The organism is Vicinamibacterales bacterium (assembly GCA_041659285.1).
Taxonomy (GTDB): Bacteria; Acidobacteriota; Vicinamibacteria; order Vicinamibacterales; family UBA2999; genus 12-FULL-67-14b.
Genome location: JBAZYO010000011.1, coordinates 81,643 through 97,531, shown reverse-complemented (window position 1 = coordinate 97,531; position 15,889 = coordinate 81,643). Strand labels below are relative to the sequence as shown.

Annotated in this window: 9 protein-coding genes; 4 read left to right on the top strand and 5 right to left on the bottom strand. The window is 63.1% G+C overall.

The features are described 5' to 3' along the window. Positions 1 to 136 precede the first annotated feature (136 nt). The 3 genes from WC815_17395 to WC815_17385 all read right to left on the bottom strand — a co-directional run bounded on the left by WC815_17395 (position 137) and on the right by WC815_17385 (position 2,626). Entirely contained in the window at positions 137 to 1,054 is a 918-nt protein-coding gene (locus tag WC815_17395) for a CPBP family intramembrane glutamic endopeptidase (GenBank protein ID MFA5910559.1), read from the bottom strand. A gap of 11 nt (positions 1,055 to 1,065) precedes the next feature. Beyond that, positions 1,066 to 1,767 (bottom strand): hypothetical protein, encoded by a 702-nt coding sequence (locus tag WC815_17390; GenBank protein ID MFA5910558.1) that lies wholly within the window; start codon positions 1,765 to 1,767, stop codon positions 1,066 to 1,068. Between the two features lie 475 nt (positions 1,768 to 2,242). Next, the gene (locus WC815_17385; protein MFA5910557.1) at positions 2,243 to 2,626 is read right to left on the bottom strand and encodes an FtsX-like permease family protein; all 384 of its coding nucleotides are present in this window, start codon (positions 2,624 to 2,626) and stop codon (positions 2,243 to 2,245) included. A 258-nt stretch (positions 2,627 to 2,884) separates the two neighbouring features. Between WC815_17385 and WC815_17380 the strand changes: the two genes are divergently transcribed. Continuing rightward, on the top strand, positions 2,885 to 5,287 hold the full coding sequence (locus WC815_17380) for an ABC transporter permease (protein ID MFA5910556.1): 2,403 nt from the start codon (positions 2,885 to 2,887) through the stop codon (positions 5,285 to 5,287). A 282-nt stretch (positions 5,288 to 5,569) separates the two neighbouring features. Here the strand turns inward: WC815_17380 and WC815_17375 are convergent, their stop codons facing one another. Together WC815_17375 and WC815_17370 are read right to left on the bottom strand one after the other, a co-directional pair. Beyond that, positions 5,570 to 7,978, bottom strand: a complete 2,409-nt coding sequence (locus WC815_17375; GenBank protein ID MFA5910555.1) for an FtsX-like permease family protein — start codon at positions 7,976 to 7,978, stop codon at positions 5,570 to 5,572. A 110-nt stretch (positions 7,979 to 8,088) separates the two neighbouring features. Further along, positions 8,089 to 9,906 (bottom strand): FtsX-like permease family protein, encoded by a 1,818-nt coding sequence (locus WC815_17370; protein MFA5910554.1) that lies wholly within the window; start codon positions 9,904 to 9,906, stop codon positions 8,089 to 8,091. A 166-nt stretch (positions 9,907 to 10,072) separates the two neighbouring features. On the opposite strand from WC815_17370, the gene WC815_17365 reads away from it, so the two are divergent. The 3 genes from WC815_17365 (at position 10,073) to WC815_17355 (ending at position 15,839) form a co-directional block, all read left to right on the top strand. Then, complete coding sequence (locus tag WC815_17365; GenBank protein ID MFA5910553.1) at positions 10,073 to 10,405, top strand: PadR family transcriptional regulator; 333 nt, start codon at positions 10,073 to 10,075, stop codon at positions 10,403 to 10,405. 3 nt (positions 10,406 to 10,408) lie between these two features. Next, positions 10,409 to 13,027 carry an ABC transporter permease gene (locus tag WC815_17360; GenBank protein MFA5910552.1) on the top strand — a complete coding sequence of 873 codons (2,619 nt, stop codon included), beginning with the start codon at positions 10,409 to 10,411 and terminating at the stop codon, positions 13,025 to 13,027. Positions 13,028 to 13,196: 169 nt separating this feature from the next. Continuing rightward, on the top strand, positions 13,197 to 15,839 hold the full coding sequence (locus WC815_17355) for an ADOP family duplicated permease (GenBank protein ID MFA5910551.1): 2,643 nt from the start codon (positions 13,197 to 13,199) through the stop codon (positions 15,837 to 15,839). Positions 15,840 to 15,889 lie beyond the last annotated feature (50 nt).

The following is a 15,889-nucleotide window of genomic DNA, read 5'->3' as shown; positions in this document are numbered from 1 at the left end:
CATACCGTCATCCCGCGCAGCGTTTCTTAGCGCTTGGCCGTGTCCATCGACTTCTCTGAAAACTACGAATGAAAGAATATCGAGGATGGGAAGTAGCATCCCTTCGCATCGTGCTAGCGTGCAAAGGTCAACCCATCTAATAGCGCTGACGCGTCGAGAGAAGCCGAGCCGTAGCCTGCTCGGGTTCTAACGGACCCGCCACCGGCCTCTGAGTTGAGGCGAGACCTTGCCAGGCCAAAAGGCTACCCACCAGCAGCAATCCCACATTGCCTACACCAAGCACGAGCGCTTGATCCGCCCTCACGAAGTCCTGCATGAATTTGAACGCGTACTGCCCCCAACTATTCAGCGCGCCGTGAGCGATGGTCACCAGCCACATGCTTTCCGACCGGAGCCAAAGCCATCCAATGACTAATCCCGCACCGACCTGGCCGATCGGCATGATCATCGCCGTCGCCGCTTGAGACATCCCATCGATGTAAAGGATGCCGGACAATGCGAACGGTGTATGCCAGAACGCCCAGATAACAGCGGTGATGACAATGGCCCGCCGGGCGCCCATCCGATCCGCGAGCCGTGGGAGCAGCCATGCTCGCCAACCGACTTCTTCAAAGAAGGCCAGCAATGACACGAACAGTATGCCAGCGCCCGCGTTCGCCACGACGCGACCCATGAGCCCCGTTGCCGTCATCGTTCCCCACCCACGCGACTCCGGCGTGTGAAACAGACCATCCGCCTGCGGCGTCAACCACTCGTGCCATTGCAGGCCACCTTCCAACATGGCTGTCAACGGCAGCATGACAGCGTGCAGCACGGCGGGCATCAGCAAGACGAGAGGCAGGTATTTCAGAGGAAATCGGCTCAAGCCTACCGACGAAACCCTCTCGCCCATGGCGAACCGGACGACGAGCACGGCGGTGGCCGGAATGAACATCGAGAGAAACCCGAGGCCGGCGATCGGACTGGCGTGGCCACCTGTAAGACCAACGACGAGACTGAGAGCGATCGACAGCGCGTATGCGATGGCAACAAAGACGAGGATCGCTCGATCCATTCTTCAGAATCCTAGAAACCCGTCGGAGGGCTTTGACGGAAAGCGGAGATCCTATGTCCGAGCCAGCCGCCCAAGGTGCCCCATATCCAAGACTCCGGCAATCTGAACAGCGGGGAGGCGATCACGCTCAGTGGGGCTGGTGAATTGGGATGCGCGCTGTAGTACGTGTACGTGAGCCCATGCTCGTGAAACGTTGTCGGCACGTCCCCCGGCCCCAGGACGACAAGGCTCAGGACACCAAACCCCATCAAAATACCGGCGAGCATGATAGGGAGACCGGCTATGAAGCAAATTCTCATGGCCGCCACGCCAGACTGCGACACCTTGCCACCGCGCCGCAGATTGATCCAACAAGCGAACCCCATCAGGAATAGAAGATAAGCTTCAGAGGCCAGAGGTCTTACAGTGATGGTCGGCAGCGTCTTTGTGGATGGCTGAAGCAATTCGGTCGAGGCGTGACCATACGGCTGTGGAGCGGCAATGTTCCAGAGGACTCCGCTCAGGATCACCAGCATCACGATCAACCCCATGACCGTGGAAGGCTCGACGGACCGCACGCGCTCCCGCAGACCACTCAAGAGGACATCGGCAATGATGTTCGCACCCAGTGGCCGAGTCAGGAGCATGTCCGTAAGCTCGGGGCCGTATTCGCTCCGCCAAGCCGAAGGGTAGAGGCGCAGAAGCAGCGTGACGACCCGATCCCTGATGTTCATGCGGGGCGCAACCTCATGAGACCTGCTGCCGCTACGCGACGCATGTCGTTGAGTTGTTCAGCCAGGCTGACTGCTCCCTTGGCAGTCAGCCGGTACGGGCGCTGCCGCCCGGCGCTCGATGTCGGCGCGATAAGTCCTTTCTCGACTAGGCGCGTAATCGCCGTGTAAAGCGTGCCGGGGCCGACCGTGACGCCCGCGAAGACTTCGATATCGCCCATTATGGCGTAACCATGTTTGGGCCCCTCGGCGAGGCTCGAGAGGATCAGGAGTTCGGGGTCGGAGGCTGGGCCGGTTCGCGGCTTTCGCGCCATACTATGAATTACGATATATCATATTGTAATTCACGGCAACTCCACCTCAGAAGCCCGCTGTAAGGCTAGCGCAAACGGCTTGAAGCGCTGGCCGAAGTACTGCCGAACCCAGGCGAAGCTCTTGGCAGTACAGCGCAAACGTCAAAAGTTGTTATCTGGCTACGTCATTCAGCGCGTAGCGCTGTTACAGGGTCGATCTGCGTCGCGCGTCTGGCGGGGACGTAAGCCGCCGTCAGGGCCGTCAGCAAGAATGCACCGATGGCCGTTAAGTAAACAGACGGGTCGTGCGGTTGGACTTCGAACAGATATGCGCCCAATGCTTGCGTCAGCAGCAGCGCGGCAGGCAAACCGAGCAATACCCCAATTGTGAGGTACTGCAGTGCGCCCCTCAGGACCATCCTCAGGACCGCGCCGGGCGAGGCGCCGATGGCCACTCGGCCGCCGATCTCCTTGGTTCGTTCAGCGACGGAATAGGCCACCACGCCGAAGATGCCTGCCCCAGCGATCACTACTGCAAGAAGGCCGAAGAGCCCCATCAGAACCATCATGAACCGCCGCTGAGCGACCTGGCCATCGTGTAGGCGGTCGAGGGGGAATTGGTCGGGAATGGGCAGGTCCGGGAACTCTACGAGCGTCCATTTCTAAGTTGGTGATGGCGCGTGACTTCTGGCTCTAAGGGGTTGAGTCCCAACCGCTTACAGCATTCTGCGAGTTCTCTGGCGTACACTGCAATCCGCGCGACTCAACCGCAGTTTTGGAAACGTGTTGGAGACGGTCCACGGTGCAGGCCGGCGATATACTCCCGCATGCTTCAAGATCTTCGGCTTGGCATGCGCCGGGTGCTTCGCACCCCTGGCTTCTCCCTTTCAGTCGTCTTGATCCTCAGCGTTGGCGTCGCCGCCGCTACGGCGATGGGCAGCGTACTCTACGCGCTGGCCCTGAAGCCTCTGAGCCTTTCCGAGCCTGGAACACTGGTCGCCGTTTCATCGGTTGATCAACGCAGTACGCCACGCAACACGCCATTGCCGGCCCTCGACCACTTGCGTGGCGCGACGCTGGTGGCCGATGGCTGGTGCGCCTACAACAGCACAATCGACGCGACCGAATCGGGCGGCCGTGTAATGGAAGCGTATGGCGAGTTGCTGAGCGGTGATTGCCTGAAGGTGGTCGGCGTCTCGCCCGCGATGGGTCGCTGGTTCACGAACGAGGAAATGCCGCTGACCGGATCGGGCCAGCCGTTGATCATCATCAGTGATCGCTATTGGAAGAGGATGTTTGACCGGGCACCAGACGTGCTGGGCCGCACCGTCCGCATGCAGGACGTGAACGCGACCGTGATCGGCGTGATGCCAGCACAATACCAGGGCTTCTCACGGGACCTTTCCAGCGACTTCATCATTCCCTTCAACGCTCATCGTCCATCGTCCGGCGGCTTTATGTACCTTGGCCGGATGCGGCCGGGTGCCACGGTGGAACAACTGCGGACACAAGTCCGCGCGGTGTGGCCATCGCTGCTTGACGCCGTGCTGCCGGCAAGTCCCACACGCGCGCAGACACTCGGGGAGTGGAGCGCCGACGCGCAATTGATTCCCGGCGGCTTCTCGACCCTGCGCCGACTCTACGCGGAGCCGGTGCGCCGACTCACCGTGCTTACCATCGTTCTCCTGGCGCTCGTCTGCGTGAATGTAGGCGGTCTGATGGTCTCGCGATTCACGAGTCGCCTGCAGGAAACGACCGCGATGCGCGCCATCGGCGCGACGACCATGCGGATTGTGTACCCGCTGGCGGCGGAAAGCGTGATTCTAGCCGTGAGCGGCACTGCGCTCGGCGTGCCGCTTGCCATCCTGGCGTCCGCGGCATTCAGCGGACTGTTTCCCGCCGGCAACATGGCCTGGACGATGACGACGACGCCGGAGGGAGTGGTGTTTGTGGCCGCTGCCGTCGGCTCGATCGTGATGGCGCTGATGATTTCGGCATTGCCGATCTGGCTGGTGGCTCGGCATTCGCCGCAACTGCGCACCGATCGAACGGTGTCTCGCGCGACCAGCCGCTGGGCCCAGGCGATGCTTGTGTCGCAAGTGGCCATCACGGTCACTCTCGTGTTCACGTGCGGTCTCGTCGTTCGGTCATTTTACGGACTGCAAACCGTTGACCGCGGCTTCAAGAGCGACCATTTACTGTCGCTGCGGTTGGCCGCGAACCCCGGCGGCTACAAAGACCTTGATGCGGCGGCGTACTACAACTCGCTGGTGCAACGGCTGGCCTCACTACCGGGCGTCCAGTCCGTCGGTCTGGGACGATATTTCGGAACGATCAACGCGCAGCTGCCAGAACAACCGATCGGCTTTGTGGGCAGCTCCGAGAATCCGGCCTCTGCGGCAATGGACTTCGTGTCCCCGGGATTCTTTGCGACGCTCGGAGTGCCACTCTTACGCGGGCGCGATTTGCTGTGGACGGACCTCCCGCCGACTGAACGCGTTGCCCTGGTCAGCGAGAACGTCGCGCGGATGCTGGCGCCGGACGGCGATGTGGTCGGCCGCGTAATCCGCTACGGCAACACACCCGCGTACGCACGGTTGCAGATCGTTGGCGTCGTCGGCAACATCAGCATTGGCAACCTGCGAAAGACCGAGGAACACATGATCTACACGTCCTCAATCCAGGCCGGCGAAACCACTTTCGCGAGCGTCCACTTGCGAACCGACGGTCCGCCGATGCAACTCGCGGCCGCGGCCTCCGCGGCAGTGATGGCGATGGGCCGCGAACATCCCCTTGGGGTCTATCCCGACATGCTGTTCGGTAACAGCGTCGTGGCGGAGCGAATGGGCACCGCCGTGAGCAGCATTGTCGCCTTGCTAGCGCTGACCATTTCGTGCATCGGCGTCTTTGCGCTGCTGTCGCATTCGGTCGAACGCCGCACCCGTGAGCTTGGCATCCGGATGGCCATCGGTGCCACGCCCGGCGCGATCTCAAGGCTCGTGATGAGCGATGCATTGCTGCTGGTTGTGTGTGGACTGGTGGTCGGCATCCCTGGTGCGCTCGGTGCCACATCGCTGGTGCGGTCACTGCTGTACGGCGTCACGTCCACCGACGCCGTCACGCTCACGATAAGCGTCGTCGTGTTGCTGGCAACGGCCGTGATGGCAGCGTTGCAGCCAACGATACGCGCGGTGAGGGTTGATCCCGCCACGGCGTTAAGAGCGGAGTGACCCAGCCTGCCAGGCCAGCCAAGCAGCCAATCATCGATCGAAATAGAGCCGGACGAGACAAGGTCAATCGTGCGGCCATTGGTCGCACGCCGGGTTGAGATGCGCGACATGCTGACCCTTGATGCGCTCAGGCTCGAGGCAAGGCTTGGTCTTGAGGTGCCAGTTGGAGCCAAATTCACGCCAGCGGGTCTGACTAGATGGAATGACGCTCAGAAAGTAGCGGCTAGCAGTGGCTGGGAAAAAACTTAGCCACATGAACAACACTGACGCTGAAAGAGCAGTTCAGTCCGCGCGTAGCGCCATCGACGGGTTCAGCCGAATCGCGCCCATGGCTGGAAGCAATGATGCGGCCGCCGCGGCCACAATCACCACGGCGGTGCCTGCGCCGTAGATCCAGGGGTCAATAACCGGAACAAGGCCGACGACTGCAGAGACGCCGCGGATCAAACCAAAGGTCGCCGCCAGTCCGATTGCCGCGGCGACGATAGCCGTTCTAACGGTTCCTCCAACTACACTCTTCATGATGTGCCCTGCGGTAGCCCCGAGGGCCATCCGGATGCCAAACTCACGACGCCGCTGCGCCATCACAAAGGCGACGACGCCATAGGTGCCGGCAAACGATAGCAGCACGCCAATTACAGCCGGAATGGCGGCAATCGTAGAGAAGGCATTGAACGACCATACCTGCAGAGCCGCGCGCTCCTGAAGCGGCGCAATCTGAATGGAAGCCGCCGGGTGCGCAGCCTCAATAGCTGCTGCGATCGATCGAAGCGCGACCGCGGAATCTCCGCGCGTCCGGATCAAGAGCCGGGTGACATTCGGCGAAGTCACAGTGGTTGGGAAATACAGTGTGGTTCGGGCCACGCCGTCGAGCAACGTGCCGTTGACCACATCCTCGGCAACGCCAATCACCGTGACGCGTGAATGTGATGGCTGGCGTTGCGTGTCGTTAGCGGGTGGAACAATCAATAGCGATTGGCCGATCGGATCCTCTCGTGGCCAGAACAAACGGGCCGTATTCTCGCTCACGATCACGACAGCTGCATCCTGCAGCGCCTCGAGCTCGGAGAACATCCGCCCGCGTCGAACCTGCACACCCATGGTTTCGAAGTACTCCGGCGAAACAGCTAAGAAGCCGGTTGACTGCTGTCTATTGCCAGGCAGCGCGACGCGCATGAATTGCATCGTTGACACGATGGGCGCGCGCCAGACGGCTGCGACTCTCTCTACATCGCCACGGGTCGCGAGCTCGCGGGCAATCACAGCCCGGACACTGTCAGACGTGCGAAGATCCAAGACTCGCTGATAGTCTAGGCCAGTGTCGACGGTCGCCATCTTGCGCGATTCCGCGACCAAACCAATTGCGGCAACCAGAAACAGGACGCACGTGCCAATCTGAACGGCCACAAACACACTGCGGAGACGTGACAGGCGCGTGTTCGGGCCGAGCGTGCCCCGCATTGCGTCAATCAGGCTCGTCCGCGTAAGCTGCAGCGCCGGACTCAATCCCGCGAGCAAGGCCGCCAAGAAGCCAGAAGCGATCAACAGAGCAATTACGCGAACATCCGGATCGAAGGGAGCAATAAATAGGCTGGCGGTCCCCGCTCCGGCCGGAATGGTGGCGGTGACCAATCTCGGAAAAACCCATGCACTGAAGTAGGTCAGAGCCAAGCCCAACACTGCCGCCGGGACGGACAGCACGAGACTCTCGATGATTAGTTGGCGGACGATGCGCGAGCGGGCCGCGCCGAGAGAGAGTCTCACGCCGAGCTCGCGTTGGCGGCCGAGGCCACGGGCGAGCAGCATGTTCGTTACGTTGGCACACGCCACAAGCAGCACTAAGCCGAACGCTGCCGTCAGCATGGAAAACAGCGTCACGGTGCTTCGGTTCACCGGGATGCGAGTCGCGAGCGAGTCGACCCGCGTGCGCGTCGGTGCGATCGCTGTTCCCGATGGGAAGCGCTGGCGGGCCCAGGTGTCGAACCACGCGACCACCCGCTCGACCTGTACATCAGCGCGGCGACGACCCACCACGAACAACGCATGTCCGTCACTTTGCGCCGGATCCGCCATGCCAAACACTGGCGCCGCGAGCAGCGGCGCCCAGAATCCAATCTGCTCGTCGCCCGGTAGCACCGCGTTTGGGGGAGTCACTCCAATCACGACGAACCTGCCACCGGCCAGCGTGATCTCTTTGCCGACGATGGCCGAGTCGGCGTTGAAGTGATTCCGCCAGCCTTCGTGTGACAACACGATCACGGCACTGTCAGATTGAGCAGCAAAGTCTGCCGCCGTGATTGTCCGTCCCATTGCCGCGGATCCCCCCACGACGCCGAAGTAATCAGGGGTCACCAGGTGCCCGAAGATTTGGGCGCCTTGCTGTCCGGTTGTCACCGGACGGCCAGCGGCCAGGCGCGAGAACACCGGGTTGCTCTCCGCCAGTGCCTCGAAGTCCGCGAGCGAAAACTCGTGACGCTGAACCGTTGCGGTGTCCCAACTCAGCGCGTAAAGCTGCTGGGGTTCGGGCAGGTTGACGGCCTTGAACAGGTACGCATTGATGATTGTGAACGCGGAACAGAGGATACCGAGACCGATGCCGATCGTACCAGCCACGCTTGCGGCAAAGAGCGGAGAGCGCCGCATGCCGCGCAGCGCGTACCGAACGTCCTGAACGATTGACTCGGCGAGCATGACCTCTGGGTAGGAATAGACGGGCGCCGCCTAGGCGGAGTTCCATGGCGGGAAGTTCGGAGGACTGCCGCCTGTAGTCTGGGTGGCCCCGTCACTCACGGTCGCCAGTGTCACCGCAACGCAGAAGCAGGATTGGCGCGGAGAATCCTGACGGTAGGAAGGGCCGCCGACACCGCGCACGATCCCATCAAGATCGCGGCGATCGCCAGAGAAGGCGGTATCGCCGTGGCGATTGAGTTGCCGGGTATGTATCCGAAGGAGGCCCCGACTGCCAGCGCGCTGGCCTCGCCTATCAGAATACCCGCCAAAGTGGCCCTGGCCGCATGAGACATGACCAACTCGAAAAGATGCTTCCTACGCGCACCGACGGCGACCCGAACCGCCAGTTCGTCCTGCCGGCTGCGGACGGAATGCCTGGTCAATAAAAAGGGTCCAATCAAGGCGAATAGCAGAATCATTACAGAGCATGCGCCCACGAAGACCATCGCAACTTGCTCGCGCCTGACGGCCGTTTGTAGGTGGAGGTCGAGGGTCGTTTCACGATCGATCTCTGGATTGTCTATCGAGCGCACGACTTCGGCGATGGCAGGGATCATCCTCGACGCTTGCCCCTCCGTCCTCGTCACAAGGTGTAGTCCTGATAGATACATGGTCGACAGTGGTACGAAGACCGTAGGCCTAACGGATTCCGCCATCTTCCGATACTTAGCGTCCGACACGACGCCGATGATCTCGAGGCGCCTGCCGGTGTCTGTCAGGAGATGTTGACGCAGCGCACCGTCAGCAAACAGAGTTTGCGCAAGAGGTAAGTTGACTATCGCGGCATCAGCGCGTGTTGCGTCGTGTTCAGCATTGAACTCGCGGCCGTTTAGGATGGGGTGGCGCATGGTCTCGAAGTACCCTGACGAGATCATTACGGTGTCGTAAGGCAAGAACGGACCGGCCTCATCTCGCGAGTATCCTGTGCGGCTGGTTTTGACCAAAGGGAGGCTGCTCGTCCAGGCCGCTGACTCAACGCCTGGAGTCCTGGATACTCGTTCCAGAACCTCGTACTGAAATCGCCGTCCTCGTGCCGGGTCTTCATAACGCTTTTGGGTGATCGCGTGAATGACGGCGACGCCTGAGGACGTGAGACCCGGGCCTACCTGCAAGGTGTGATTCAGTCCATCGCGCAACATGGCCGCACCAATAAGCGACGCGCTCGCGACGGCAACTTGAGCGACCACTAATGGCCCGCTTGGACGGGCGCCTTTTGCCTTAATCGATAGGTTGCTGGACCCTGCCTGGAGGAATGGCAATCCGAGCCCGGACGCGAACCGGGCGCACGAGAAGAATACAGCTGCACACAAGGCCAGAGTCAGCCCACTCGTAGCGAGCGTCGCGCTGGCGCTAAAGCTTTCCTCCACGATCGCCGCCTGTTCGGGAGAGAAGAACCCGAACATTGTCTGTCGCGTCCAGAACGCGAAGACCCCACCCAAGGCCGAAGCCATCAAGGAGAGGACTACGCCTTCAGCGAAGAGTTGCCGCAACAGTCGGCTGGGCGTGCCGCCGATGCTGGCACGAATTGCGAACTCGCCTAGGCGCGTCCGGTACTGGTTAGTCAAAAGAGTGGCAAGGTTGACACAGGCGGCAACAAGAACCATTCCTCCGGCGAGCAGCAGCACCGCAGCGATCGGCAGAACTGCCGCCAGGGGGTCGTCGGCCTTGGCGCCGCCAAGAATGACATCGTCAATGATGAGACGTGTCATCGGTCTGGATTCACGCGCCAGGTGTAGATACGGAGCCAACACACTTACCGCCAGGTTTACAGCCACGCCCAGAAATCCGCTCGCCGTTGCCACTGTCAGCACAACGGAAGCGGCAAACGTCCGTTGCGAGCGAAACAAGCGGAGTGCGGACCGGGCGTCATGAATGGCAAGTGGTGTCATCGTCGGACGATCTTTCCCAATAACGCACAACGGGGTCGCAAATGAAGGGGCACCATCGCAGGGCAGTGCAAGCGCAATGCCGGCGGCTGAGTTCGGTTCAGTCGACCTGGTGTGGTGTCCTGTTGACTATCAACACGAGATGTGAGACCTTCTGTTGCCTATCAACATGTCAACCAATTCCGAAGTCCCGTACGGCACCCTCGATCTCATGGTCCTCAAGACGCTGGCCGCCCTCAGCCCGCTGCACGGCTACGGCATTGCCCGACGCATCGAGCAGGTGGCGCAAGGCTCGCTGGCGCTGAACCAGGGGACCATTTATCCGGCTCTCCTTCGGCTCGAGCAGAAGGGCTGGATTAAGAGCGACTGGGGCATGAGCGAGAACAACCGGCGCGCCCGCTTCTACACGATCACTGCCGCCGGCAAGCGGCAGCTCTCGGCTGAAGCCGACTTGTGGGCGCAAACGGTGGCGACGGTCAATCGACTGCTCGAGGAATCGTGATCGATGCGAACCATCCTCTCGCGACTGGTTGACTTCCTGCTTCGGCGTCGGCGCGAGGACCGCCTGACGGAGGAGATCCAGGCTCATCTCGACCTCATGGCCGACGACTACCTCGCGCAAGGCATGTCACCCGCCGATGCGCGCTTCGCGGCGCGCAAGGCGTTCGGCGGCGTCGATCAGATCAAGGAGCGCTACCGCGACGAGCGCGGCTTGCCGCTCCTCGACACCCTGGCGCAGGACCTGCGCTTCGCCGTCCGGCTGATGCTCAAGGCGCCGGCATTCACGCTCACTGCAGCCGGGTCGCTCGCGTTCAGCATTGGCGCGCTCACGCTCGCCTATTCCGCCGTCAACGCGATCGTCTTCAAGTCGCTGCCGATCGCCGATCCGGCGCGCGTGTTCTTCGTGCAGAACGGCAACGGCGGCTGGTCGTATCCCGACTACCGCGATCTGCGTGAGCGTCTCGATGTCGATGCGCTCGCGGGCTACCGCATCGCGATGATGAACGTCGGCCTCGAACCGGCGCCGGCGATTCTTTGGGGCTACCTCGCCACTGGTGACTACTTCGATGCGCTCGGCCTCACGCCGGCCGCCGGACGATTCTTCACCCAACGGGATGACGACAGCGGGGCGCCGATCGCGGTGCTCGCCTATGACACCTGGCAGGGACGTTTTGGTGGCCGCGCCGGCATGGTCGGCGGCACGATTCAGATCAATGGACGGCCGTTCACCATCGTCGGCATCGCGCCGCGTGGGTTCCACGGCACGGAAACGCTCTACCGGTCCGAGGTTTGGGTCCCGATGCGGCTGCAACCGGACATCGAAGCGCGCGGCTCGTGGCTCGAGAGGCGACTTACGCAGAACGTCATGGTGATCGCGAGGCTACGTCACGGTGACCGGAAGGAGGCGGCCGAAGCCGAGATCGGCGCCGTCGTTGCGCAGTTGAGCGCGGAGCATGAGCGTAACGGTCCGCTGCAACTGCGCCTGACGCGACCGGGCCTGTTCGGCGATGGCCTCGGCGCGGCAGCGCGAGCGTTCGTGTGGGGTCTGTTCGGCCTCGGCGTGGTGCTGATGCTGGCGGGCTGCTCCAACCTCGCGGGCCTGCTGCTCGCGCGCGGCAACGACCGTGCGCGTGAGATTGCGCTGCGCAGCGCGCTGGGGGCCGGCAAGTCGCGCATCGCCCGTCAGCTCCTGACCGAGTCTGTGTTTCTCGCCCTGTGCGGCGGCATCGGCGGCGGTGCGCTGGCGTGGGTCGGCACGCGCGTCGTGAGCGCGTGGCCGCTTCCGACCGAACTCCCGGTTCGGCTCGACCTGACCGCCGACCTCGGGGTGTGGTCGTTCGCCACGGCCGCGGCGATCGTCGTGGGACTCGTCGTCGGCCTGGCGCCGGCGAGGTTTGCGTCGCGGCTCGATCTTAATCGCTCCCTCAAGGGCACGTCGGCGTTCGCACTCGGTGGGCGGCGCATCCAGGGTCGCGAGCTTCTCGTCTGCCTGCAAGTGGCGTTCTGCATCGTGCTGCTGCACGCCTCTTTCCTGGCGATGCGCGGCCTGCAGCGGGCGGCCACGGCGTCGCTCGGGTGGAACCCCGATGGCATCGCGATGGCCGCCACCGAGCTCGGCCTGGCCCGCTACACTCGGTCACAGGCTGACGCGTATTGGCGCGCCGTTCTCGAGGAAGCGCGCGCGTTCCCAGGGGTAGTGTCAGCAGCAACCTCGAACTCCCTGCCGCTCCACCTCGACCAGTCGACCACCCCGCTATTCAGCACGACCGCAACAGCGCCCGAGGGCGGTATTTCGGCGTCAAGCTACCAAGTGTCACCCGGTTACTTCGCGACGCTCCAGATCCCGCTTCGCGAAGGCCGAGACTTCAGCGACTTCGACGGTCAAGGCAGCCCGTTGGTCGCGATTGTCAATCGGGCCGCAGCGGACCGGCTTTTCGGCGGCAAGGCCCTTGGCCGACAGCTCACCGAAGGACGTGGCGGCACGCCCATCCAGATCGTCGGCGTCGTCGAAGACGGCAAGTATGTCGGCCTCGCCGAAGCTCGGCGCGCGGCAATTTTTCGCCCGTTGTCGCAGCAGTACAACAACTCGTCGATGCTGATCGTGCGCGGCGCCAGGCCCGGAGCGGTGAGCAGCAACGACGCACGCGAAATCATCCGGCTCATCGACCCGGGGCTGCCGATCCGCAGTGCGGCAACTGGCGCGCAGATCACGGCGCTACCGTTGCTGCCCTATCGCGCTGCGGTGGCAGCGCTCGGGCTACTCGGCCTGATCGCCAGTGGCCTGCTGCTTTCCGGCCTGCACGCCATGCTCGCCTACGCGGTGGTCAGGCGGCAACGTGAAATCGGCATCCGCGTGGCCCTCGGCGCCGACCGGGTATCGGTCGTGCGGGCGATGCTGACGCGCGTGGCCTGGACCCTTGCCATCGGAGTGGCCCTGGGCGCCTTCCTGACGGCCGGCACCGGCCCCGCGATCTCGTCAATGGTGCTGGGAGTCTCTCCCATCGAACCGCAGCTGGTCGTGGCGATTGCCGTCATGCTGACCCTGATCGCCGGGGCGTCGTGTGCCGGACCGATTCGCCGTTCGCTGCACATCGACCCGTTGAAGGCGTTGAGGGAGGAATAGATGGGGACATGTTGTCACGCCTCAGCGAGATTCTGTTCCGACACTCCCGGGAAGAGCGGCCTGCTATGCGCCGGCACGGCGCGCCGCACGGCTGGGTCCAGCTGTCACCTTACGCAACGACTGAGCGCGACCAACGATCAGGGCCAAAAGTGACGCGGAACCCAAGCCTATGAGAACCTCCCTTTCGCGATTGCTTGATCTCGTGCTGCGGCGCCAACGAGAAGAGCGGCTGACGGAGGAGCTGCAGTCGCATCTCGACATGCTCACCGATGAACACGTCGCGAACGGGCTGTCGCCGGCTGAGGCCCGGCTGGCCGCGCGCAAGAGCTTTGGCGGCGTTGACCAGACGAAGATGCGCTACCGCGAGCAACGCGGCTTCCCCATTGTCGAGACGGTGCTGCAGGACGTTCGCTTCGCAATCCGAGTGCTCACGCGCGATCGTGGCTTCGCGCTGACCGCCATCCTCGTGTTGGGTGTGGGGCTCGGAGTCAACAACATGTTCTTCACTTTGGTCTACGCGCACAAGTTTCGAGGCGTCGACATCAAAGACGTCGAACAGGTGATGCACATTTCCACGTTCGACGATCGCGGCACCAATCGCCTGATGTCGCTGCCGGAATTCCACGACCTGCAAGCAGCGGCAACCAGCTTCGACGGTTTGGCCGCCTACGTGAACGGCATCGCGACCGTTGGCGATGAGGGACGTGCGCCGGACCGGTTCAGTGCGGCCTATGTCAGCTCCAACGCCTTTCCGCTGTTGAACCTGTCCCCATCGTTGGGACGCCTGCCGTCTGCCGACGATGATCGTCCCGGTGGTGAGCCGGTTGTACTGCTGGGCAGCGATGCGTGGCGACAGCGCTACAACGGCGACCCGCAGGTTCTGGGCCGCACGGTGCTCATCAACGGATCACCGGCGATGGTGATCGGCATCATCCCAGAGCGATCCGGCTTCCCGAGCGCAGCGAGCATCTGGCTGCCGCTTGGTCAGTTCCCGGAACTGAAGTCTGATCGTTCAGCGAAGCCACTGAACGTGGTCGGCCGGCTGCAAGACGGCGCAGGCGAGGAAGCGGCGCGCAGCGAAGTCGAAACAATTTTCGGCGGCTTCGAGGCCGCCCATCCCGACACCAACCGCAACGTGCGTGCCCGGGTCGTGCCGCTCAACCAGCGACTGCTCGGGAGTCTCGACGGCTGGATGCCGTTCATCTGGGCTGGCATTATCGTGATCCTGGTCGCGTGCGCCAACGCGGCAAACCTGATGATGGCGCGCGCGGTCCATCGCGCCCCCGAGATTGCCATCCGCACGTCACTCGGTGCCAGCCGCACCCGCATCGTCGGCCAGCTCCTGATCGAAGCGGTGGTGATCGCCAGCGCTGCGGCCATGGTAGGCGCCGTGATCTCCGTTGTTGGGGTCCGCGCGGTGCAGTCAGGCATTCCCGAAGGCACCCTGCCTTACTGGAACGACTACGCGATGGACCGAGCGGTGTTCGGCGGATTAGTCGCGCTATCGCTCGCGACGGTTGCGGTGTTCGGGTTGATTCCTGCCATTTACGCATCGGGCACCGACGTAAGTTGCACTCTCAAGGACGGCGGCCGCGCCAAGACCCGCGGGGGAATGGGTGTCGTAACTGGTGGGTTTTTGAGCGTGGAGTTAGCTCTGGCGATGATTCTGCTCGCCCAAGTGGCGCTCGCTTCCTACATCGCGAACCAGCCGATGCCAACCGACGCCAACATCAACACTACGGAGATTGTCACGGCTGCCGTGACACTTCCGACCGCGTCATACGCCACGGCACAGCAACGGAGCGACTATTTCGTACGGCTTGAGGAGCGCTTGCAATCGCGCGCGGAGGTCGTCAGCGTATCACGCGCCACCGTGCTGCCTGGCGGCGGGACGAGCCCACAGCGCCTGCAGATCCGCGGCCAGAAGCCGCCTCAAGGCGAACCGCTGCCAACGGTGCTGACCATCGACACCTCGCCACGGTATTTTGAAACGCTGGCGCTCGACATGCTGAAGGGACGTGACTTCACCCTCGTCGACGGCGGCCCCAACAGCGCCGTGGCGATCGTCAACGATCGTTTCGCGCAGGTGTTCCTGGACGGCGCCGATGCCATCGGCCTGCAACTCGCCCTCACCGCGGCGAATGCCCCTGCCAATACCGAACCGCGCTGGGTGACGGTGATTGGCGTCGCTCCGACCGTGCGCCAGCAGGGTCCGGGCGGCGTCGAACAAAGAACGCCGGTGGTCTACGTGCCGATTGCCGCTGCGGCGCCTGCAACCTCGGCGGTGCTCATCAGGCATCGGGTGGACGCTGAGCGCGCCGCCGGCGTGTTGCGCGCTGAAGCACAGGCGACTGACCCCAACGTGGCCTTTTACAGCATGCGCACGATGGAGCGAGCGGTCAGGGAAGCGCAATGGAACCGCCACATGTCGGCGGTACTGGCGGACACGGTAACGTGGATGAGCGTGTTGTTAGCGATGGTCGGGCTCTATGCCGTGACCGCGCAGCGGGTCACGCTCAAGACGCGAGAGATCGGCCTGCGCATGGCCCTCGGGGCACGATCGGCGCAGGTCGCCGAGACGATCGTCGCCGGCCTACGAGTGCCGTTGCTCGCCGGCTTGCTGCTCGGCACGGCGGGCGCGATGGCGTGGGACGGGGCGTACTCCTCAGGCATCGCCGGCGTCTACGCCAGCGCGCCGCCAACGCTGCTCAAGATTGCCGGCTTCATTGTCGCGCTTATGGTCGTGTCGTGTTTCATTCCGCTGCGCCGCGCGATGCGGATGAGTCCCGTGTCGGCCCTTCGTGACGACTGATACAGATGCCAATCGGCCGGGCCACAGGTCGTGTGGATCCGGTGCGCGCG

Coding starts and splice junctions, on each gene's coding strand:
- WC815_17385 (MFA5910557.1), bottom strand. CDS start 2,626: ATGATGGTTCTGATGGGGCTCTTCGGCCTTCTTGCAGTAGTGATCGCT.
- WC815_17355 (MFA5910551.1), top strand. CDS start 13,197: ATGAGAACCTCCCTTTCGCGATTGCTTGATCTCGTGCTGCGGCGCCAA.
- WC815_17380 (MFA5910556.1), top strand. CDS start 2,885: ATGCTTCAAGATCTTCGGCTTGGCATGCGCCGGGTGCTTCGCACCCCT.
- WC815_17360 (MFA5910552.1), top strand. CDS start 10,409: ATGCGAACCATCCTCTCGCGACTGGTTGACTTCCTGCTTCGGCGTCGG.
- WC815_17370 (MFA5910554.1), bottom strand. CDS start 9,906: ATGACACCACTTGCCATTCATGACGCCCGGTCCGCACTCCGCTTGTTT.
- WC815_17375 (MFA5910555.1), bottom strand. CDS start 7,978: ATGCTCGCCGAGTCAATCGTTCAGGACGTTCGGTACGCGCTGCGCGGC.
- WC815_17395 (MFA5910559.1), bottom strand. CDS start 1,054: ATGGATCGAGCGATCCTCGTCTTTGTTGCCATCGCATACGCGCTGTCG.
- WC815_17365 (MFA5910553.1), top strand. CDS start 10,073: ATGTCAACCAATTCCGAAGTCCCGTACGGCACCCTCGATCTCATGGTC.
- WC815_17390 (MFA5910558.1), bottom strand. CDS start 1,767: ATGAACATCAGGGATCGGGTCGTCACGCTGCTTCTGCGCCTCTACCCT.